Source organism: Rhizobium sp. MHM7A (assembly GCF_005862215.1).
Taxonomy (GTDB): Bacteria; Pseudomonadota; Alphaproteobacteria; order Rhizobiales; family Rhizobiaceae; genus Rhizobium; species Rhizobium bangladeshense.
Genome location: NZ_VCHT01000019.1, coordinates 24660 through 45522, shown reverse-complemented (window position 1 = coordinate 45522; position 20863 = coordinate 24660). Strand labels below are relative to the sequence as shown.

The following is a 20863-nucleotide window of genomic DNA, read 5'->3' as shown; positions in this document are numbered from 1 at the left end:
TCACGTTTCGAACCTTGGGAGGGGTTCCCGCATGAAAGACTATCTTTTGGGGCTCGATGCCGGCAACACCGTTATCAAAGCGGTGATATTCGACCGGCAGGGCAACGAGATCGCGGCCGCGTGCGAGGAGGGGCATAGCCGCATGCCGCACCCGGGGCATGTCGAGCGGGGGCTGGAGGAACTTTGGACGAATACACGGCAAGTCATCCGCGCCTGCATCGGAAAGGCAGAGATTCAACCGGAGGAAATCGTTGCGATCGGTTGCGCCGGACATGGCAACGGTCTCTATGCGCTTGATCGGGAAGGCGCTCCACTGCTCGGCATCCAATCGCTCGACACGCGGGCGGCCGGGCTGGCCGACGAATGGCGAGAGGCCGGTGTTGGCGACCGGACTTATCCGATCGCCCGACAGCGTCCGTGGCCATCCCAGACGCCGACGCTGCTTGGCTGGCTTAAGCGCTACCGGCCGGAACTGTTCAACCGTATCGGTACGGTATTCTTCTCGAAAGATTTTGTCGTCAACCGCCTGACCGGCTGCCGCGTCAGCGAGGTGTCTGACATGTCGGGGGCCGGGCTCCTCGATCTTGCCACGCGCCGTTACGACAAGGCGTTGATGGAGGCCTACGGACTGGCCGATTGCATGGACCTCCTGCCGCCGCTCATCGAAAGCGCGGACATTGCCGGTACGGTGACGGAAGAGGCGGCGTTGGAGACCGGGCTCGCCGCTGGAACTCCCGTGGTCGGCGGCCTGTTCGACGTCGTCGCCTCGGCGCTCGGATCGGGCGTTTCGCGCACCGGCAGCGCCTCGATCATTGCCGGAACCTGGAGCATCAACCAGGTCATTGTCGACGGCCCCGACCTCGACGGGCCGGTCTTCATGTCTTCGACTTTCGATCGCACCCGCTATATGGCGATGGAGAACAGTGCGACCTCGGCCGCCAATCTCGAGTGGCTGGTGCGGGAGTTCTTCGAAGGCGAGCCTGTGAAAAGCACGTCACCTTTCGATGCCTGCAGCGCGCTGGCTGCGGCGATCGAGCCCGCGGCAACCGACCCGATCTACCATCCATATCTCTATGGTGCTCAGCAGGACGGCCACGCCCGCGCCGGGTTCTACGGTATCGCCGGCTGGCACACCAAGGGGCATCTCGTTCGCGCGCTTCTCGAAGGTGTCGCCTTCGGTCATCGCCAGCACATCGAGACGATCCGAAAGGCGGGCGCCGCCTTCAACGAGGCGGTTCTGTCCGGCGGCGGATCACGCAGCTTGATCTGGCCACAGATCTTTGCCGATGTGCTCGGCGTTCCCGTCACCATTGCCCGCTCGCGTGAAACCGGTGCGCTGGGGGCTGCGATTGCGGCCGGAACCGGCGTCGGGCTCTTCGCGGACTTTGGCGCCGGCGCTGCGGCCATGGTCGCCACCGAGCGGCATTATCGGCCGAACGTCTCGCTCGAGGCGCATTATGCGCGCCGTTATGAGCTCTATCGCGACATAGCTGAAGCGATGACGCCGTTCTGGCGGCGCCTGACGGCGGCCGAGCCAGCTGTTGCGGGAGTGGCGGCATGAATATGCATATGAATGATGCGGTAAACGATGCTGGAAAATACGACTTCATCGTCGTCGGCGCGGGATCGGCGGGATGCGTTCTGGCCAACCGGTTGTCGCTCGATCCGAAAAATCGCGTCCTTCTGCTCGAGGCGGGCGGCAGCGACCGGTATCATTGGGTGCATGTGCCGATCGGTTATCTCTACTGCATGGGCAACCCGCGGACCGACTGGATGATGAAGACGGCGGCGGAAGACGGACTGAACGGAAGGTCGCTGCCTTATCCGCGGGGAAAGCTTCTGGGCGGCTGCTCGTCGATCAATGGCATGATCTACATGCGCGGCCAGGCAGCCGATTACGACGGCTGGCGGCAGGCGGGTAACACCGGCTGGGGCTGGGACAACGTGCTGCCCTATTTCCTGAAATCCGAGGATCATTATCGTGGCAAATCGCGGATGCACGGGGCCGGCGGCGAATGGCGGGTGGAAAAACAGCGGCTCTCTTGGCCAATCCTTGACGCCTTTCGGGATGCGGCGGAGGAACTCGGAATTCCAAAAATCGACGATTTCAACGGCGGCGACAACGAGGGCTCAGGCTATTTCGAGGTCAACCAGCGCGGCGGCCTGCGCTGGAATACGACCAAGGCGTTTTTGCGCCCGGCGATGAAGCGCACCAATCTGCGCGTGCTGACCGGTGCCGAAACCGAGCGGCTGGAATTCGACGGCAGGAGCGTGACAGGCGTGCGGTTCCGGCTGAATGGGCAGAGTTATCTGGCTCGCGCCGGTCGCGAGGTCATTCTGTCCGCCGGCGCGATCAATTCCCCGAAAATCCTGGAGCTTTCCGGGGTCGGCCGTCCGGAGGTGTTGACCGCTGCCGGACTGGAGGTCACCCATGAACTTCCGGGTGTCGGCGAAAATCTGCAGGACCATCTGCAGATCCGTACGGTCTTCCGCATCGAGGGCGCCAAGACGCTGAACCAGCTCTATCATAACTTGTTCGCGCGGGCGGGCATGGGGCTCGAGTATATGCTGCGCCGGTCTGGGCCGCTGTCGATGGCGCCGAGCCAGCTCGGGATCTTTGCCAGGAGCGATCCGGCTGTTGCTACGGCCGATCTCGAATATCACGTGCAGCCGTTGAGCACCGACCGGCTCGGCGAACCGCTGCACAAATATCCGGCCGTCACCGTTTCCGTCTGCAATCTGCGGCCGGAAAGCCGGGGAACCGTGCATGTTGGCGGCGCCGACCCTTCCCTGGCACCGCAAATCCGCCCGAATTATCTTTCGACCGTTGGCGATCGGATGGTCGCGGCGAAATCGGTCAGGCATGCCCGCCGGCTGATGGAGGCCGCCGCCATTCGCAAATACCGGCCGCAGGAGACGCTGCCGGGCACGGACTACCAGAGTGACGAGGAACTAATCCGTCGCGTCGGCGACATCGCCACGACGATCTTTCATCCGGTCGGTACCTGCAAGATGGGCAGCGACACGATGGCGGTTGTCGATCCGCAATTGCGGGTTCACGGGTTGGCGAACCTGCGCGTGGTCGATGCCTCTATCATGCCGACCATCGTGTCGGGGAACACCAACTCGCCGGTGATCATGATTGCCGAGAAGGGCGCCGAGCACATTTTGTCGAGGACGTAAATGGCTGATCGCAGCAGGCGCATGATGGAAGAGGTAAAGACCGATGTGAAACTGGTCGTGCCGGCCGCACCGATCTCCGGCTAAGCCCTCCCATACATCCGGCTCGCCCGCAGCAGGCGTTGCGAATAGGGATGTTCGACCGCGCCTCTTCGCAGCGCCTCGATATCGACCTGTTCGACGATTTCGCCCGCCTCCATGATCGCCACACGGCTGCACATGTGGGAGACGACGGCGAGGTCGTGGCTGACGAGGAGATAGGTGAGGCCGCGCTCCTTGCGCAGGTCCTGCAGCAGATTGAGGATTTCGGCCTGGACCGACACATCGAGAGCGGATGTCGGTTCGTCGAGAAGCAAGACGTCGGGATTGAGCATCAAGGCGCGGGCGATGGCCACGCGCTGCCGCTGGCCGCCGGAGAGCTGATGCGGAAATCGGTAGCTCAGCGCCGGGTCGAGGCCGACGGATCTGAGAACCGCATTCACATCGACGGAATTGCTGTCCAGACCCTGGTTGCGCAGCGGCTCCTGCAGTTGCGAGCGGATGGTCTTGCGCGGATGGAGCGATCCATAAGGGTCCTGGAACACCATCTGCACCCGGCGGAAGAACGGTCGGCTGCGCTCTCGGTCCAGCGTTTCGCCGTTGAGCGCGATCTGCCCGTCATAATTGCCATTGAGGCCTGAGAGCGCCCGAAGCACTGTGGATTTGCCGCAGCCGGATTCGCCGACCAGGCCGAAAGCCGTGCCGCTCTCGATGGCGAGATTGACACCTCTGACGACCGGCCGCTGGCCGTGTCCGAAGCGGATGGTGAGATTGTCGATCGTGATCATCGCGGCGGCTCCACTGCAAAATCGTCAAGCCAGGCCGGATCGCGCTTCAGGATCGGCAGCCGGACGGGCGGTTTCTCGATCTTCGGCAGAGATGCCAGAAGCCCCTGCGTATAGGGGTGTTTCGCCTTGTCGAGATCACACGCCTCGAGCACTTCCACGACGCGGCCGGCATACATGATGAGGACGCGATCGCAGAAATTGCGGATGAGGTTGAGGTCGTGGCTGATGAAAATCAGGCCGAGATTGCGGCGCAAGACCAGCTCGTCGAGCAGAGCCAGGATTTCGAGCCTCACCGTCACGTCGAGCGCCGAGGTCGGTTCGTCGGCGATCAGCACTTCGGGCTCGGCTATCAGCATCATGGCGATCATCACGCGCTGGCCCATCCCGCCCGATATCTCGTGCGGATAGAGGCGGGCGACGCGTTCGGGATCGCGGATCTTGACGGCCTCGAGCATTTCGAGCGCCTGACTGTAGGCTTTCCTGGCGCTCTCCCTTGGATGGTGAAGACTATAGGTTTCGGCGATCTGTTCGCCGATCCGCATGACGGGGTTGAGCGAGTATTTCGGATCCTGCAGGATGAGCCCGATGCGTCTCCCGCGGATCGTCATCATCGTTTTCTCATCCGCCTTGAGGAGGTCGAGGTCGCCAAAGCGCATCCGCTCGGCGCTGACATGTGCCGTTGGCGGCAGGAGCTTCATGATGGCGCGGCCGACGGTGGACTTGCCCGACCCGGACTCGCCGACGATCCCGAGTTTTTCCTGCCCGAGCGTAAAACTCACGCTGCGCACCGCGCGCATGTGGCCGCCGCCATAGGCGATTTCGAGGTTGCGGATATCGATCAGCTCGGTCATTCCGCCCCCCTGGGATCGAGGACGTCCCGGAGGGCGTCGCCGACAAGGTTGAAGGCGAGGCTGACCAGCGCGATGGCGATGCCCGGCGCGGCGATCACCCACGGGCTGTCGAGCATGAATTCGCGCCCGCTTGCGGCCATCGAGCCCCATTCGGGCCATGGCGGCTGCGCGCCGAGGCCGAGGAAGCCGAGACCAGCGGCGGTGATGATGATGCCGGCCATGTTGAGGGTGACGCGGACGATGACCGAGGGAATGCACATCGGCAGGATGTGGCGGGTGATGATCGCGATTGAGGTCGCGCCCTGCAGGCGCACGGCGGCGATATAATCCGCCTTGCGCAGGCTGAGCGTCTCGGCGCGCGCCAGCCGCGCGATCGGCGGCCAGGCGGTCAGCGAAATGGCGATGATCGCGTTGGTGATGCCGGGACCGAGGGCGGCGGCAAAACCGAGCGCCAGCACCAGCCCGGGGAAGGAGAGGAAGATATCGGTGATGCGCATCAGGATTTCGTCGACGATGCCGCCGAAATAGCCGGAGAAGGTGCCGATCAGCAGGCCGAGGGGCGCGACGATGATCGTAACCAGCATGATGATGTAGAGCGTCGTGCGCGCGCCGTAGATGACGCGGGCAAAGACATCGCGGCCGAAATTGTCGGTGCCGAGCCAATGCTCGGCCGAGGGCGGCGCAAGCCGTCCGGCCATATCCTGGACGATCGGATCGTAGGTCGTCAGCAAGGGAGCAGCGATTGCCACCACGATCAGCAGCACGATGATGACGAGGCCGGCAAGGCCGAGCGGGTGCAGGCTGAACTTCTGCCAGCCCTGATGGATCTGCTGCGCCGACGAGTGGAACCAGCCCTGCGGCTCCGGCGCTAGCAGCCATCCGCGAAAGCCGCCGGCATGGGCGCTGTTTGCGTCTTCGGTCGAGATCGTCATGGCGTCACCGTGTTCTCGGATCAAGGATGCGATAGAGGACGTCGGACAGGATGTTGATCGTCATGAAGACGGCACCGATCGTCAGCACCGAACCCATCACGACATTCATGTCGTTCATCTGCAGCCCGCGGGTGAGGTATTGGCCAAGTCCCGGCCAGCCGAAAACCGTCTCGATCAGCACCGCGCCTTCGAGCAGGCCCCCGAAGGTCAGCGCCAGGATAGTCAGCAGCTGCACGCGGATATTCCGGAAGGCATGCCGCCAGACGACCTTGCGGGTGCCGAGGCCCTTTGCCCGCGCTGTGATGATGTATTCCTGGCTCAGCTGCTCCAGCATGAAGCTTCGCGACATGCGGCTGATATAGGCGACCGAGTAATAGCCGAGGATCGCCGCCGGCAGGATGATGTGGCCGAGCGCGTTGTGAAACACGTCCCATTGCCCCTGGATCGCCGCATCGATCAGCAGGAAGCCGGTAATCGGCGTGACAAGGCCTTCGTAGAAGACGTCGATCCGACCCGAGGCGCCGACGAGCTTCAGCTTCGCATAGAAGACGAAGAGCGCCATCAGCCCAGTCCAGAAGATCGGGATGGAATGGCCGGCAAGGGCAACGATCCGGGCGATGTGGTCGATCACGGTTCCGCGCCTGACGGCGGCGGTGATGCCGAGTGGGATGCCGACGATCGCACCGATGATCATGGCGATGATCGCAAGCTCAATGGTTGCCGGAAAGATCGTCATCAGGTCGGTGAGGATTGGCTGGCCCGTCGTCGCCGACATGCCGAGATCGCCTGTGGCGATCTTGCCAACATAGGAGAGGAATTGCATCCAGATGGGCTGCCCGAGCCCAAGCTCGTTATAGACGCGGTCGTAAACCTCCTTGCTGACCTCCGCCCCGGTAATGGCGAGCACCGGGTCGGCGGGCAGCAGGCGACCCATCGAGAAGGTCAGGAAGAGCAGGCCGAGCAGCGTCGTGACGACAGCTACCACGCGCCCCGCCAGCCGCCGCAGCAGGCTGATCAGAGGGTGCGGGGCCGCGTCGGCGAACCCGCCCGCGGTCGAGCGGCGGCTCGCCTCCTGCTTCGATGTGAGATCGGCGCTCGCCACGCGCTCTACTCCTTGGTCACGTCATGCCAGCGCGTCGACCATGTCGTGTGCCCGTGATAGCCCTTCACGTTGGCGCGCATGACATAGGGGTCGGTTCGCTGGAAGAAGATGACGAGCGGGGAGGCCATGCCGGTATAGATGCCGTCCATCTTCTTGAAGATGTCGGTGCGCTTTTCCGTGTCGCGCTCCTTCATCGATTGGTCGATCAGCGTGTTGAGCTCATCAACCTTCATGCCGGTCCGCCAGAGATAATAGCTGCCGAGGCGCGCCTCGTCGCTATTGTCGGGGTTGAAGGCATATTGCGTGGCGACGGCGAAGGGATCGGGCAGGCGGGCGCCGGAATTGCCGAGCAGCACTTCGAATTTGCGCTCGCGGAAGGCGGGCGTGAACTCGCCGGGCACGAGATCAAGATCGATGCCGGCGGCGCGGGCGCTGGCCTGCAGCGCCTCGGCGAAGGGCAGGGTTGGCGCCCCCGAGGGATTGAGGACTTTCTTCAGGCCGTTGGGGTAGCCGGCCTCCGCCAGCAGTTGCTTGGCCTTGGCGGGATCGTAATCGTAGCGGACGGCCGTCTCACCGGGAGCGCCGATCATGCCGCGCGGGATCATCGACTGCCAGGGGAAGCCGGTATAGCGCATGATGTTGCCGGAGATCGCCTTCCAGTCGAAGGCGTACTGAAAGGCTTCGCGGACCTTCGGCTTCTGCAGGTCCGGGTCTTTCTGGTTGAGGGCGATATAGTAAAAGCCGAGGCCCGGCACATTCTCGATGACCATATCCTTATTGGTGGAGAGCGCATCGAGATCGCCGCTTGCCACATATTGGCCGACATCGACGTCGCCGGCTTCGAGCTGAAGCCGGAGATTGCCGGATTCCGGGATATGGCGGGCAACGACGCGGGCCATCGCCGGCTTGCCGCCCCAATATTTCGGCTGCGCATTGAAGATCGCCACATCGTTCGGCCGCCATTGCGCCAGACTGAACGGGCCGCTGCCGGCGGAATTGGCCGAGAGCCAGGCGCCGCCGAAATCGCCGTTCGCCTCGTGCGACAGCACCGTCTTCTTGTCGACGATGCCGATCGAGGAACCGGCCAGCGAATAGAGCACCAGGTCGGTATTGACCGTTTGCGGCAGCTCGATCTCCAGCGTGTGTTCGTCCTTGGCGCGGACGAGCTTTTCGACGTTATCTGATGTGAAACCCCAGAGTGCGACGTCGGTGGAGCCGACCTGGCCCATCTTGATGACGCGCTGGATCGACCAGGCCGCATCCTCCGCGGTGACCTTGTTGCCGCTCTGGAAGACTGCGTCGTCGCGCAGGGTCAGCGTGATGACCTTACCATCAGGCGAGACCTCCCATTTCGTCGCAAGCATCGGCTTCAGCGTCTTGAGGTCATCAGGCGACAGTTGCACGAGGTTGTCGTAGAGGTTGGAGATCAGCTCGGAAACCGTCCGGGCGTTGTTCTGGGCCGGATCCAGCGTGCGGATGCCGGTCAGGTTCGTCCCGATCACCAGCATGTTGGGCGGCGATGCCGCCAGGCTCGGCTGCGCCGCCATCAGCGCGCCTGTCATTGCGATTGTCGTCAGTAGCTGTTTCAGCACCTCAAGACCTCCCAATCCTGTTGTTTGCGGAATGAATGTTTCGAACTTAGCCGGCTGCCTTGATGTCCTGCCGGTCCGTTTGAATGTCGCCCGCGGCCTCCCAGCCTCGAAGCAACCGATGCAGCTCGTCGCGGTCATGCGCATCGAGCTGCGGCAATCCCGGCACGCGTACCGGGCCCACGTCGAGGCCGGAAAAGGTGACCGCCTCTTTCACGACCGTCACGTTCGCGCCGTTGCGGAATTTGGTACGCATCCGCTCGAAGGGTTCGAGCTTGTTGACGATGGCTCTCGCCGCGGCGAAATCGCCCTTGTCAAGCGCTTCATGGACGGCGAGCGACAGCCTCGGGGCGACGTTGACGAGGCCCGAGGTGAAGCCGCGTGCGCCGGCCGCGGTGAACGTCGGCGCCCAGCTCTCCGCCAGGCCGCAGACGAAGAGCGCGCCATTGGGATCGGCGGCGGGGATCGCCCGCGACAGCAGCATCAGATCGGTCGTGGCGAACTTGATGCCGGCAATATTATCGTGGTTGGCGAGGCGGACGATCTCCGCAACGGTGAAACCCTCGGCTCTGACATAGGCGACGAGGGGCAGGGGCGAAGCGTCGGCGAGATCGCAGAAATAATCGATTTGGGCAGATGGTGCTGCGAAGGGATCGACGGGCTGATGCGACATGACGGCGGAGGCGCCAATCGCGGCCGCATTCCTGGCCATTTCGATCGCCTCGCGCAGCGACCGGCCGATCGCCGCCGTTACCGGCGCGCGGCCGTCGACGCCTGAAACCGCCGCCTCGTGGACGATCCGGATCTCCTGCGGCGTCAGCGCATAAAATTCGCCGGTATTTCCGGCTGCGACGATGTTGTGAATGCCGGCCACGGCCACCCGCTCGTAGACCTTCCCGGTAATCCGGGGCTCGACTTCGCCCCCAGCGTCATAGGCTGTGACGGGAACGCCTGACACGCCCTTAAGCGCCTTGCGCATGATCGCGATGCTCATTTTTCTCCCCCGTTCGCTTTTCTTCCAGTTGATTCAGCCGAAACGGAAGGGCGGCAGCCCCTCCGCATCGACATCGAAGGCGATGACCGTGCCTGCCTCGAAACGTCCGGTGCGGTCGGTTGACAGGCTCGTGACGTAAAGGGTGCTGAATTCAGGCCCTCCGAAACACGGCATGGTCGGTGCTGCGACCGGCAGAATGTAGATTTCGACGATTTCGCCGTCGGGCGATATTCTATTGAGGCGGCCTGCGGAGACGCCGGCGCTCCAGTAGAACCCGTCGCGATCGGTCGTCGCTCCGTCCGGCCGCCCTTGTTCCTCGGTGAAGCCGCGAAGTCGACGTCCCTTGCCGATCTCGCTTTTCTTCGGATCGAAATCGAAGGCTCGCAGAAAGCACTGCCGGCTGTCTGAGTGATACATCCGCCGGCCGTCCGGCGACCAGGCAAGGCCGTTGGAACTCGTCAGTCCCGTTGCAACGGTCCGCGTGCTGCCATCGGCGCCGACACGATAGAGCGCCGCGTCGTTCACCTGCGGCTTGGCCTCGCTGATCGAGCCGACCCAGAAATGCCCGTCCGGGCCCACCTTGCCGTCGTTGAGCCGGCCATTGATGTCGCGCCCGACAGGATCGCAGAGAAATTCGAGATCACCGGAAACGGGATCGAAGAGATGGACGCCGGTCTGGAGGCCTACGACGATCCTGCCGTCGCGGCAAAGCCCGAGGCAGCCGACCGCCGCCGGCATGCCGAAGCGGTCGATCTTGCCTCCTGCCGAGATCCGGACGATCGCCGGCGCCAGTATGTCGACGTGCCACAGAGCACCGGTCTGCTCGTCCCACACAGGCGATTCGCCGACCGTCAGCGGTTGCTGCAGCACCGAGCGGACCTTCGGTTCAAGGATGCGGGGCGCCGTCACGAAACGATCTCCGGCTTTTTGACGAGCCCTTCGCCAACGAAGCTTTCATTCTCGGCCAGATCCGCAGGCTCATGAATATCGATCAGACGGAGATGCTCGATATGCTGGCGAAAGAACGGGCGCAGCAGCGTCCCGACGCGTCCGGCAGCACCCATCACAGCAACCTGTCTCATCGTGCTTCCTCCCGCCATCGCTCAGACGCCTTGGAACATCCGGGCGCGCGCATTCAGTATGTGTCTCTTCATCGCATCGTGGGCTTCGGTTTCCCGCCGCGCGAAGATGGCCTCCACGATCACCGCATGTTCATCCTGGACGCTGCGAATCTGCTCCGGCGTGCGCTTCAGGCTGAGGCTTCGCGTCACCGAATGGCCGATGGCAAAATGCGGCCGGAACCATTCGCGCACCGTGATATGGAACTGGTTGCCGGTCGCCATCGCGATCGCATCATGCAAAGCCTGGTCTTCCTCGGCGCCGAGCTCCCCGTTCTTCAGACATTGCTCAATCGCAAGCAGCGCTGCCGTGATCCGCTCCTTGTCGGACGGCTGCCAGTTCCGTGCGGCCAGTTCCGCAGCCTCGGCCTCCAGCCCGGCACGGAATTCGAAAAAACGCTGGACGTCGGCGAGCGAGCCGACCGGAACCATTTTCAGCATCGACGAATCCGGCCGCTGCCGGACATAGGAGCCCGATCCCTTGCGCGATACGATAAGGCCATCGGTTCTGAGCCGCTCCAGGGCCTCGCGCACCACGGGTCTGGAGGCGCCGAAGTCGGTGGCGAGCTTCGTCTCCGATGGCAGCCGTTCGTTCACCGGAAATTTGCCGTCCGCTATCATCGCTACGATCTTCTCGTAGATGATGTCGCTGAAGCGAGTTGCGCCTCTGTTGGAAACGGCATCTGCTGCGAATGTCATTATCGTCCTTTTCTCTCCCGCCACGCGGCAATTCAGGCGCCGCGCTGTCACGCGGCCAGGATGTGGCGCATGGACAACATCTGACAGATAAGCTGTCTTTCTTGCCTCAGCTCCGTTTCCCGCGGGGCCGCGACGGCTCGTTTGATGCTTCATTGCTAGATAATCTGTAATGATCTGTCAACTCTTGTAATTATTTGAGAGCGTGTTTAGGCTCAGTTTTAACGCGGAGGGGCGAAACGGCAGGTCGGGAGTTCACCGGTACCACCCGGAAAGGCTGTGCCGGCATGAATTGCGACTCTCCGTGTAGACGCGCGTGGCGCGCCGCAGCTATTTCAATCGCTACAAGGAAAGAAAGATGAAGATCGACCGCATGCGGGTGTTCATGACCCGCGACAAGGACCGCCCCCGCGTAATCGTCGCGCTCGACACCGATGACGGGCTGACGGGTTGGGGCGAATGCTACAATCACGGCCCCGACAAGGCGTTGCCGCCGCTGCTCGATTATCTCTACGGCTTTCTCTCCGGCCAGGACCCGACACGGGTCGATTATCTCGTCAACCTGCTGATCCAGCAGAGCCGGTTTCCGCCGGGCGCGCTCGGTCTTGCCGCCATTTCGGCGGTGGACCACTGTCTGTGGGATTTGGCGGCCAAGGCGGCGAATGTCCCGGTCTACAAATTGCTGGGTGGCGAGGTGCGCGACCGCATCAAGGTCTACGCCGGGGTCTATACCGCGCCCGACGCGCCGGCCGCCCGCGAGGAGTTCGACCGCCTGAACGAGGAATGTGGTTTCACCGCCTTCAAGCTAAGCCCCTGGCGCATCGACATGCACGCCCATCGCTGGGGGAATGTTGTGAAAGCCTCAGCGGACTATTTCCGCTCGCTTCGCGAGACGGTCAATGACGAATACGAGATCGCCTTCGACGCTCATGCCAAGATCTTCGAACCAATCGCCGCAAGACAGCTCGGCAATGCCCTGGCGCCCTATGATCCGCTGTTCTTCGAAGAGCCGCTGCGTCCGGAGAATATCGAGGCCTGGGGCGATCTGAAACAGGGGCTCAACTGTGTGCTGGCCACCGGCGAGTCGCTTTATAACAGGAACGAATTCCTGCGGCTGTTGCAGGTCAAGGGCGCCGACCTGATCCAGCCCGACATCTGCGTCGTCGGCGGCATCAGCGAAATGCGCCGCATCGCCACGCTTGCCGAAGCCTATTTCGTCGGCGTCGCTCCGCACAACCCGATGGGGCCGCTGGCAACGGCGGTCAATGTGCATTTTTCGGCCGCGGCTCAGAATTTCCGCATCCTCGAATACCGGCTGCCAAAGGGCCGGGCTTATGTTTACGGCGGCCTCGATGTTGAAAAGCGGCAGGGGGAAACGCGCTACGTCGTCGATCCCTATCTGCCGAAGAACGGCTATCTCGAGCTGCGCCCTGATCGGCCCGGCTGGGGCGTCGAAATGGACGAGAAGGCAATGGAGGAGGAAGGGTATATCCACTGGCAGCGGCGTGTGCCGAAGCGACCGGATGGTTCTTACGCCTTCGCTTAGAGACGCCGCTCAAAAAAGTCGGGACTGGCTGCTGCCGCATAGTGGCAGCCATTTCCTGGTTGTCAGGCGACACCGACGTTATGCGTGGTCATGGCATTCTCCAACATCTCGCACGTTCGAAGGGCCTGTCTGAGCGCAGACGACTGATCGCCGACGAAAGCGTTGGCGGCCATGAACCTTCCCCTGGCAATAATCCGCCCGATTATGTTTCGACCGTCGGCGATCGGATGGTCGCGGCGAAACCGGTCAGGCATGGCCGCTGGCTGATGGAGGCCGCCGCCATTCGCAAATACCGGCCGCAGGAGATGCAGAAACAAAGGGATGGTGCGGTTCTGCGCTTCCGCTGAAATCTGAACTGCGCTCGATCTAGTCTAAAGCGTCCAGTCATCCCGGTATTGGACTTCGGCAGCTTTGTCCTCGCGGCAAATCGTTTCCAGCGCCAACGAGGCACGGCTGGAGTGTCTTTGCTTGTGCCGCAGGATTGCAAACTGGCGGGACGGCAAAGGAAAGCGCGCCTTTACCAACAGCCCCTGCATCAAGAGCGGCGCGGCCACGGCGCCGGAAACGACCGTTGCGCAGAGGCCTTCTCTTGCAGCCGATATGACGGCTTCGTTCGATGGCAGCTCGAGTGCGACAGTCAGATCTCCGGGGCCGATGCCGAGTTTGGAAATCGCCGCCTCGAAAGCCGACCGGGTTCCGGACCCCTTTTCCCGCATTACCCATTTCGTGCCCGAAGCCAGCTCCGCCGGGGCGATCGGTTTGCCACGCGCCCAGGGGTGGCGCGGACTGACGACGACAAGGAGTTCGTCCTCGGCAAGCGGCTGAACATTCAGCGCCGGCTCATCAACGCTGCCTTCGACGAATCCGACTTCCGCCAATCCATCGAGAACCGCTTTTGCCGCCGTGGTCGTATTGCCGATCATCAGCTTCAGGTCGATGCCCGGATAGCGGTTCTTGAAACGCATCAGCATTGCTGGCAGCCAATAGCTTGCGATCGTCTGACTGGCAAACACAACGAGCTCACCCTTTTGCAGGCCGCCGAGATCGGACAAGACGAGTGCTGCGGCTTTTGCGCGCGCGAGTGTGGCTCTTGCCTCCCCCAGAAACACCCGCCCTTCATATGTCAGCTCTATGCGGCGTCCGACACGGTGAAAAAGCTCGACGCCATAGGAGGCCTCGAGATTGCGGATGGCGGAACTGACGGCTGATGGCGTGAGGCCGATCGCCGAGGCCGCGTTGGTCAGGTGCTCGCGTTCCGCAACCGCGACGAAAATGGAGAGCTGTTCGAAGGTCATAGCAATCGTTCGATTTTGTCGAATGAACTATATTAATCTATTCAATAGAAGTCGACAATTGGGTGTGGGACAGTAGAGCATTCCACAAGGTCTTGCCGATGTTCGTTTCCGTCTCGCGTTCCCCGTCGCTTCCTACTGTCCCACCGGGACTTTTCCTTTGCGCGGCAGTCACGCTCATTGCGCGGTTGGTCGAGCAGTTGCAACTGGTGATTTTCGGCGCGCACTGGATCGAGAGCCTCGTGCTGGCCATTCTGATCGGCATTGCCGTGCGCTCCTCGGTCCGTCTTCCGCAGAGTTTCACTCCAGGCATTCACTTCGCCGCCAAAACGCTGCTTGAGATTGCCGTCGTGTTGCTGGGCGCCTCGCTCAGTACGGCTGCCATCCGGCAGGCCGGGCTGCCGCTTGTCGGCGGAATTGCCGTCCTGGTTGCTCTGTCCCTGGCCGGCAGCTTTCTGCTCGGGCGTCTATTGGGGCTGTCGACCGGCCTAGCGACCTTGGTTGCGTGCGGCAACTCAATCTGCGGCAATTCTGCGATTGCCGCTGCAGCCCCTGTCATCGGCGCCAAACCCGACGATATCGCTGCCTCGATAGCCTTTACCGCGCTGCTCGGCGTTGGTGCGGTGCTGGCGCTGCCGCTTCTGCATCTGCTCCTGGGCCTCAGCACCGTACAATATGGCGTCTTCGCAGGGCTGACAGCCTATGCCGTGCCGCAGGTATTGGCAGCCACGGCCTCTGCCGGAGCCGTCAGCACCCAGGTAGGCACGCTCGTCAAGCTGATCCGCGTGATGATGCTCGGACCCGTCATTCTTGTGCTCGGCGCACTTCATGGCCGGCGTCCCGGTGGCTCCGCATTCAATCTCCGCCATGTTATGCCATGGTTCATCCTCGGTTTTGCAGCCATGGCGACGCTTCGCTCCTTTGACGCGATCCCGGCACCGCTGCTGACCGGGATGTCGGCGGTCTCCGCCGCTTTTACCGTCACCGCGATGGCCGCGTTAGGCCTCTCCGTCGATGTGAGATCCGTCGCCCATACCGGCGGCCGGGTCCTTGCAGCGGCGGCGCTGTCGCTGCTGGCTCTGGCGGCTCTTGGGCTTTGCTTGATGGCACTGCTTGACATCGGCTGATCGAGGCGATTTGCCCAAAATACCGGCAAAGATTCCGGTTGCCTTCGAAACGATCAGCGGGTAGCCTGTATATACAGGTCGGGTGGAAACAAGGTCGTCATGCGGGTCATCTCTTCACAGCAAGCTGCGGATCTCCTCGAAGACGGGATGACTGTCGCTGCTTCGGGTTTCGGAGGATGCTGCCATCCCGAGGCCATCACGGCTGCGGTGGAGGAGCGTTTCATCGCCTCTGGAAAACCCCGCAATCTGACGCTCTTGTTTGCTGCCAGCACAGGCGATCGTCAGACGCGCGGCATGGGGCATTTTGGCTATGAAGGCCTCGTCGCCCGCGTGATCGCCGGGGGCTGGCGGGGAACGCCGCGCCTTGGCAGGCTGGCGATCGAGGAAAAGATCGAAGCGCATTGCTGGCCGCAAGGCGTCATCGCCCAGCTCTATCGTGCGATTGCCGCCGGTCAGCCTGGGGTGATCACCCATATCGGGCTCGGTTCTTTCATGGATCCGCTGCATGGCGGCGGCCGCATGAATGCGACGACGCCGCGCGCGCTTGTCGAGCGTGTGTCTTTGCGCGGCAAGGAATGGCTGCTATATCCCTCGATTCCGCTCGACTGCGTGCTTTTGCGCGGTACGACGGCCGACGAAGACGGCAACATCACCCTCGAGGACGAAGCCTTTCCGCTCGACGTGCTTGCCATGGCCCAGGCAGGCCGAAATTCCGGCGGTGTCGTCATCGTGCAGGTCAAGCGGATTGCCGAGCGCGGCTCGCTGCCGCCGGGCGATGTTCGCATCCCCGCGGCGCTGGTCGACTATGTTGTCGTTTGCGAAAATCCGGCCCAGCACGGCGTCAGTTTCGCCGAGACGGACAATATCGCCTATACCGGGCGCGTCCGGATGGCCGTGAGCCGTCTGCAGCCGGCGCCGCTGTCGGCCGATAAGATTATTCAGCGCCGCGCCTTCCTGGAGCTGGCGCCGCTCCATCGCCCGACGATCAACCTCGGCATCGGCATTGCCGCCGGGATCGGCCGTATCGCCAGCGAAGAGGGATTTTGCGATTATACGGTGACGATCGAATCTGGCGTCATCGGCGGCGTGCCGGCCGAGGAGTTGTCCTTCGGCGCTGCCGTCAATCCGACCGCGATCATCCCACAGGCATCACAGTTCGACTTTTACGACGGCGGCGGCCTTGATATCGCCTTTCTCGGCATGGCCGAGGTGGATAGGTACGGTGCGATCAATGTCAGCCGCTTCAACAATTCCATAGTTGGGGTCGGTGGCTTCACCAATATCTCGCAGACGGCGGGGCGTGTTGTCTATCTCGGCGCATTTTCCGCCGGCGGCGCGGAAATTGCGGTTGCCGACGGCAGGCTCGACATCATCCGGGACGGCAGAGTTTGCAAGATCGTCGACCATGTCGACCAGATCAGTTCGAGCCCGGCCTTTGCCCCGGAAGGGCAGACACAGCTCGTCGTCACCGAGCGGGCGGTCTTTCAAGTGATCGACGGATGCCTGACGCTGACGGAGTTTGCCCCCGGCATCGATCTCGCCGCCCATGTTCTCGACCGCCTGCCGAAGGGCGTCGCTGTGTCGGGCCAACTGAAACAGATGGACGCGCGCCTGTTTTCCACCCACGCCATGAAGGACTTTGCCCCATGAAAATCGATGGAGCCGTCATCATCGTCACGGGCTCCGCAACAGGCGTCGGGGCTGCATGCGTGAAGCAGTTCGCCGAGGGCGGTGCCCGAGTGGTGGTCAACTATAGCCGCAGCAAGAAAGAGGCGGATGAGACCGGCGATATCTGCCGCAGCCTGGGCGCGGAGGTCGAGATCGTCCAGGCCGACGTTGCGGACGATGCTGCCTGCCGCCGGATGGTCGCGACGGCCGTTAATCGGTGGGGGCGGCTCGACGCCCTGGTGAACAATGCCGCAATGACGGTCAAATCGGATCCTTTCGATCTGGAGACATTGTCGGCAGAGGATTTTCAGAGTGTTTTCGGTGTCAATGTCATCGGCGCCTATCAGATGTGCCGGGCGGCGGTGCCTGCCATGCGTAACAGTGGGGGCGGCGCGATCGTCAATGTCTCATCCAACGTTGCCTTTACCGGCGGCGGCAGTTCGCTTGCCTACACGGCCTCCAAGGGCGCGCTCAATTCGCTGACAATGGCGCTAGCGCGCACCTGCGGTCCCGATATCCGGGTGAATGCGGTTTGCCCCGGCATCATCGATACCCGCTGGATGCGCGACACGCTCGGGCCGGATGCCTATGGCGCTATTGCCAAGCGATTTTCGGAAACCGCGCCGCTCGGTCGGGTCGCGACACCGGAGGACGTTGCCGGCGCCATTGTCTGGCTTGTTCAGGGGGCAGACTTCGTCACTGGGGAATTGCTCTCCGTCGACGGCGGCATCCGGCTGTCCGGTGGCGTTCGCAAATCCGTGGCATCCGGCGGAGCCGCATCGTGACGCTGTCGGCCCAATCCATTCTCGATTTCCCGGTGCCACAAGCGACGCATGTGGTCACTGCAAGCGATGCCATCCTCTACGCCCTGTCGGTCGGCTATGGCACCAACCCGCTCGACGAAAACGCGTTAAACTACGTCTACGAACGCGATCTAGTCACTGCGCCGACGCTTGCCAATATCGTGGCACATCCGGGCCCGTGGATGCAGCAGACGGGTGTCGACTGGGCGCGTCTCGTGCATTCCGAACATCGCCTGATGATCCACCGGCCGGTCCCTCTCGATGTGCCGCTGATCTCCCGGTCGCGCGTCTTGTCGGTGGTCGATCGCGGCATTGAGAAAGGCATGTTCGTCAGCTTCGAGCGCCTTATCGCAACCGTGGACGGTGATGAGCCGATCGCGACGATCGTCCAGACGAACGCCTGCCGCGGCGACGGTGGATGCGGTTCGGCGGGATTGGCGCCTGAACCTCTGTCCAAAGTCCCGGACAGAGGGCCTGACTTCGAATTCAACGTCGACATACCCGGTAACGCCGCGCTGCTTTATCGCCTGAACGGCGATCTCAATCCGCTGCATGTCGACCCAAGGGCAGCGGGCAGCAGCGGCTTCGATCGGCCGATCCTGCATGGGCTGTGCAGCTTCGGCTATGCGGGCTACGCCATCGTCGCCGCCATCGATCCAGGCATGGCTACCGGTTTGAGCGCGATCGCGGCGCGGTTCAGCGCGCCGATCTTTCCCGGAGAAACGATCACCCTGCAGATGTGGCGCAACGACGCCGAAATTCGCTTCCGGGGGATCGTTGCTTCCCGGGGCGTGACCATCCTCGACAACGGCATAGCGAGGCTGTCATGACGAAAGCGGTCAAGACGGCCGCCGGCGAGGCGCGCCAATATATCAGGATCAAGGAGCAGATCCTGGCCGAGATTGCCGAGGGCAAGCTGCAGCCGGGAGACCGGGTATCCTCCGAAAGCGAGCTGGTGGCGGCATTCGGCGTCAGCCGCATGACGGCGAACCGGGCGCTGCGGGAGTTGATGTTCGAGGGTGTCCTCAAGCGATCCGCCGGCATCGGAACCTTCGTGTCGCCAAAACACCTCGATGTCGATCTGCTTCAAATCCGCAACATAGCCGACGAAATACTGGAGCGGGGTCACACGCATAAGGCTACGGTCGTCAAGGCCGGTTTGATGAAGGCGGATGCCAACGTTGCCGACGCGCTCGAACTGACCCTCGGCGCTAAGGTGATGCATTCGCTGATCGTGCACATGGAAAACGACCACCCCATTCAGGTCGAGGAGCGCTACGTCAATCCGCTGGTCGCGCCCGACTATCTGTCGACCGATTTCAGCAGCATGACGCCGAATGAATATCTGACGAAGGTGGCGCCGATAACGGCGTTCGAACATATCGTCCAGGCCGTCAAACCGGACACGACGATCCGCAAATATCTTGGCCTGAAGAATGATCACCCTTGCCTGCGCGTCTTTCGAAGGACCTGGTCGGGCGAGGCCGTCGTGACCTGTGCGCTGTTATACTATCCCGGCGCGCAGTATCGGCTGGAAGCTCGGTCCACCAAGGGTCCCTCGAAGCCCGTCGCCATTCTCGGAGAGAAACAGTGAGCGCCACCCATTCTCCGTCGATCACCTTCACCGCGTCGCCGCCGACGATCGAGGACATCGCAGCAATTGCCCGTCGTCACGCCAGGATCGAAATCTCCGACGAGGTCGAGGCCCGGATTACGGCGGCGCGCGCTGTCATCGATCGCTATACGGAAAAGGATCTGCCGGTTTATGGCCTGACGACGGGACTGGGAGCGGGGGTCGATACACGACTTGCGACGGAAGATCTGGTGGCGTTTCAGATGCGTGTGCCGCAAGCCCGCGCAGTCGGCGTCGGAAAGCCGCTTGCCCAGGAATCCGTGCGGGCGATGATGGCCGTCAGGGCTGCCGGGATGGCGGCGGGCGGTTCCGGCATTTCGCTGAACGTGTTCCGTGGTTTGATCGCCGCCATTAATGCAGGTGTCCATCCTGTCGTCCCGTCATTGGGCTCGATCGGCGCGGCGGATTTGGCTCCGCTTGCCCATATGAGCCGGGCGCTTCTCGGCTTCGGCGAGATCGAGCTTGGCGGCGAAGTGCTGCCGGCCGCCGTCGCCCTGGAGAGAGCCGGCCTGAAATCTCTCGAATTGGCGCCGAAGGACGGGCATGCGCTTGTCGTAGCCAACAGTCTCTCCATCGGCCTCGCCTGCCTGGCGCTTGAGGATATCGGGCGGCTCTTCGATTGGTCTCTAAAGGCGATTGCCGTCAATTTCGAAGCGTTCCGGGCCAATGTCAGCGTCTTCGACGACCGCGCTCTGGCTGCGAGACCGGCCTTCGGGCAGCGCCGCGTCGCCGCTCAGCTGATGGACTTGCTTTCGGGAAGCTCCTTGGTTGCGGCCGATGCCGCAAGACGTCTCCAGGATCCTTTGAGCTACCGCTGCACGCCGCAGGTCTGGGGCGCGATGAGGCATGCGATCGACGAGGCAAGGCAGGCGACGGAGATAGATCTCGTCAGCTCCAGCGACAATCCTGTCGTCATCGCCTCCGAAGGCGTCATTCTTGCGCACGGCAATTTCGACATGACCGCTTTTGTGCTCGCCTGGGAAAGGCTGGGGCAGGCGATGGCGCATTGTGCGGCAGGCACCGCCTATCGGATCATGAAGATCATGTCGCCTGGCATGTCCGACCTTCCACGCTTCCTGACCCCGATGGGCCAGAGCCGGACCGGTTTTGCCACCGTGCAAAAGACTGTCTCGGCCATGGAAGCCGAAATCCGCCATCTCGCCATGCCGGTTTCGCTCTCGCCCTTTCCGGTCGCCGATGGCGTCGAAGATCAAGCTTCGATGGCGCCGAGCGTTTTGGCAAAGACGCAAGCGATCGTCGAGCGCCTGCGTTATCTCGTTGCCATCGAACTGATTGCCTCGGCACAGGCCGTCGAGCTGCGCGGTGTCTCAGGCGAATTGGGCAAGGGATCGGCTGAGGCCTATGCATTCGTCCGCAGCCATGTCCCGGCACTTGAAGAGGATCGCGCGCAGGGGCCGGATTTTGCGACGATCGCCGCATTGATTGGGCTTGGCCCGCAATAAGCCCGGTTCGCAACTGCCCCACCAAGAAGGGCAGGGCGCCGA

At 62.6% G+C, this 20863-nt stretch carries 19 protein-coding genes and 1 pseudogene; 10 read left to right on the top strand and 10 right to left on the bottom strand.

Annotated elements, in window-relative coordinates; translation table 11 throughout:
* Positions 1–31: 31 nt before the first annotated feature.
* Together FFR93_RS35595 and FFR93_RS35590 are read left to right on the top strand one after the other, a co-directional pair.
* A complete protein-coding gene (locus tag FFR93_RS35595) occupies positions 32–1561 on the top strand; it encodes an FGGY-family carbohydrate kinase (protein ID WP_138396630.1) in 1530 nt (509 codons plus the stop codon).
* A complete protein-coding gene (locus tag FFR93_RS35590; RefSeq protein ID WP_171049313.1) occupies positions 1558–3183 on the top strand; it encodes a GMC family oxidoreductase in 1626 nt (541 codons plus the stop codon). The genes FFR93_RS35595 and FFR93_RS35590 overlap by 4 nt, the downstream gene beginning before the upstream one ends.
* Before the next feature lie 80 nt (positions 3184–3263).
* On the opposite strand, the gene FFR93_RS35585 is transcribed toward FFR93_RS35590, so the two are convergent.
* The 9 genes and pseudogenes from FFR93_RS35585 to FFR93_RS35545 all read right to left on the bottom strand — a co-directional run bounded on the left by FFR93_RS35585 (position 3264) and on the right by FFR93_RS35545 (position 11292).
* Positions 3264–4007: an ABC transporter ATP-binding protein gene (locus tag FFR93_RS35585; RefSeq protein WP_138396629.1), complete on the bottom strand. Its 744-nt coding sequence runs from the start codon at positions 4005–4007 to the stop codon at positions 3264–3266.
* Entirely contained in the window at positions 4004–4858 is an 855-nt protein-coding gene (locus FFR93_RS35580) for an ABC transporter ATP-binding protein (protein WP_138396628.1), read from the bottom strand. The genes FFR93_RS35585 and FFR93_RS35580 overlap by 4 nt, the downstream gene beginning before the upstream one ends.
* Positions 4855–5790 carry an ABC transporter permease gene (locus FFR93_RS35575; RefSeq protein ID WP_138396627.1) on the bottom strand — a complete coding sequence of 312 codons (936 nt, stop codon included), beginning with the start codon at positions 5788–5790 and terminating at the stop codon, positions 4855–4857. The genes FFR93_RS35580 and FFR93_RS35575 overlap by 4 nt, the downstream gene beginning before the upstream one ends.
* Positions 5791–5794: 4 nt before the next feature.
* Positions 5795–6892: an ABC transporter permease gene (locus FFR93_RS35570; RefSeq protein ID WP_138396626.1), complete on the bottom strand. Its 1098-nt coding sequence runs from the start codon at positions 6890–6892 to the stop codon at positions 5795–5797.
* A gap of 5 nt (positions 6893–6897) precedes the next feature.
* A complete protein-coding gene (locus FFR93_RS35565) occupies positions 6898–8484 on the bottom strand; it encodes an ABC transporter substrate-binding protein (protein WP_138396625.1) in 1587 nt (528 codons plus the stop codon).
* A 46-nt stretch (positions 8485–8530) separates the two neighbouring features.
* Positions 8531–9475 carry a dihydrodipicolinate synthase family protein gene (locus FFR93_RS35560; RefSeq protein WP_138396624.1) on the bottom strand — a complete coding sequence of 315 codons (945 nt, stop codon included), beginning with the start codon at positions 9473–9475 and terminating at the stop codon, positions 8531–8533.
* 33 nt (positions 9476–9508) lie between these two features.
* Entirely contained in the window at positions 9509–10384 is an 876-nt protein-coding gene (locus FFR93_RS35555; protein WP_138396623.1) for an SMP-30/gluconolactonase/LRE family protein, read from the bottom strand.
* A gap of 35 nt (positions 10385–10419) precedes the next feature.
* Positions 10420–10557, bottom strand: a pseudogene (locus FFR93_RS35550) (NAD(P)-dependent oxidoreductase); the annotation flags it as partial.
* A 21-nt stretch (positions 10558–10578) separates the two neighbouring features.
* Positions 10579–11292, bottom strand: coding sequence for a FadR/GntR family transcriptional regulator (locus FFR93_RS35545; RefSeq protein WP_138396622.1), 714 nt, complete (start codon positions 11290–11292; stop codon positions 10579–10581).
* A 355-nt stretch (positions 11293–11647) separates the two neighbouring features.
* Between FFR93_RS35545 and FFR93_RS35540 the strand changes: the two genes are divergently transcribed.
* Together FFR93_RS35540 and FFR93_RS35535 are read left to right on the top strand one after the other, a co-directional pair.
* On the top strand, positions 11648–12835 hold the full coding sequence (locus FFR93_RS35540) for a galactarate dehydratase (RefSeq protein WP_138396621.1): 1188 nt from the start codon (positions 11648–11650) through the stop codon (positions 12833–12835).
* Between the two features lie 41 nt (positions 12836–12876).
* On the top strand, positions 12877–13182 hold the full coding sequence (locus tag FFR93_RS35535; RefSeq protein WP_138396620.1) for a hypothetical protein: 306 nt from the start codon (positions 12877–12879) through the stop codon (positions 13180–13182).
* Between the two features lie 24 nt (positions 13183–13206).
* Here the strand turns inward: FFR93_RS35535 and FFR93_RS35530 are convergent, their stop codons facing one another.
* Entirely contained in the window at positions 13207–14130 is a 924-nt protein-coding gene (locus FFR93_RS35530; protein ID WP_138396619.1) for a LysR family transcriptional regulator, read from the bottom strand.
* A gap of 98 nt (positions 14131–14228) precedes the next feature.
* Here FFR93_RS35530 and FFR93_RS35525 point away from each other — a divergent pair, with 98 nt between their 5' ends.
* The 6 genes from FFR93_RS35525 (at position 14229) to hutH (ending at position 20821) form a co-directional block, all read left to right on the top strand.
* Positions 14229–15254, top strand: a complete 1026-nt coding sequence (locus FFR93_RS35525; protein ID WP_138396618.1) for a putative sulfate exporter family transporter — start codon at positions 14229–14231, stop codon at positions 15252–15254.
* A gap of 99 nt (positions 15255–15353) precedes the next feature.
* Positions 15354–16904 carry a CoA-transferase gene (locus FFR93_RS35520; RefSeq protein WP_138396617.1) on the top strand — a complete coding sequence of 517 codons (1551 nt, stop codon included), beginning with the start codon at positions 15354–15356 and terminating at the stop codon, positions 16902–16904.
* On the top strand, positions 16901–17707 hold the full coding sequence (locus FFR93_RS35515) for an SDR family oxidoreductase (RefSeq protein WP_138396616.1): 807 nt from the start codon (positions 16901–16903) through the stop codon (positions 17705–17707). Before FFR93_RS35520 ends, FFR93_RS35515 begins: the two co-directional genes overlap by 4 nt.
* Positions 17704–18555 carry a MaoC family dehydratase gene (locus FFR93_RS35510; protein WP_138396615.1) on the top strand — a complete coding sequence of 284 codons (852 nt, stop codon included), beginning with the start codon at positions 17704–17706 and terminating at the stop codon, positions 18553–18555. The genes FFR93_RS35515 and FFR93_RS35510 overlap by 4 nt, the downstream gene beginning before the upstream one ends.
* Positions 18552–19319 carry a histidine utilization repressor gene (gene hutC / locus FFR93_RS35505; RefSeq protein ID WP_064709555.1) on the top strand — a complete coding sequence of 256 codons (768 nt, stop codon included), beginning with the start codon at positions 18552–18554 and terminating at the stop codon, positions 19317–19319. Before FFR93_RS35510 ends, hutC begins: the two co-directional genes overlap by 4 nt.
* A complete protein-coding gene (gene hutH, locus FFR93_RS35500) occupies positions 19316–20821 on the top strand; it encodes a histidine ammonia-lyase (protein ID WP_138396614.1) in 1506 nt (501 codons plus the stop codon). Before hutC ends, hutH begins: the two co-directional genes overlap by 4 nt.
* Positions 20822–20863: the final 42 nt, after the last annotated feature.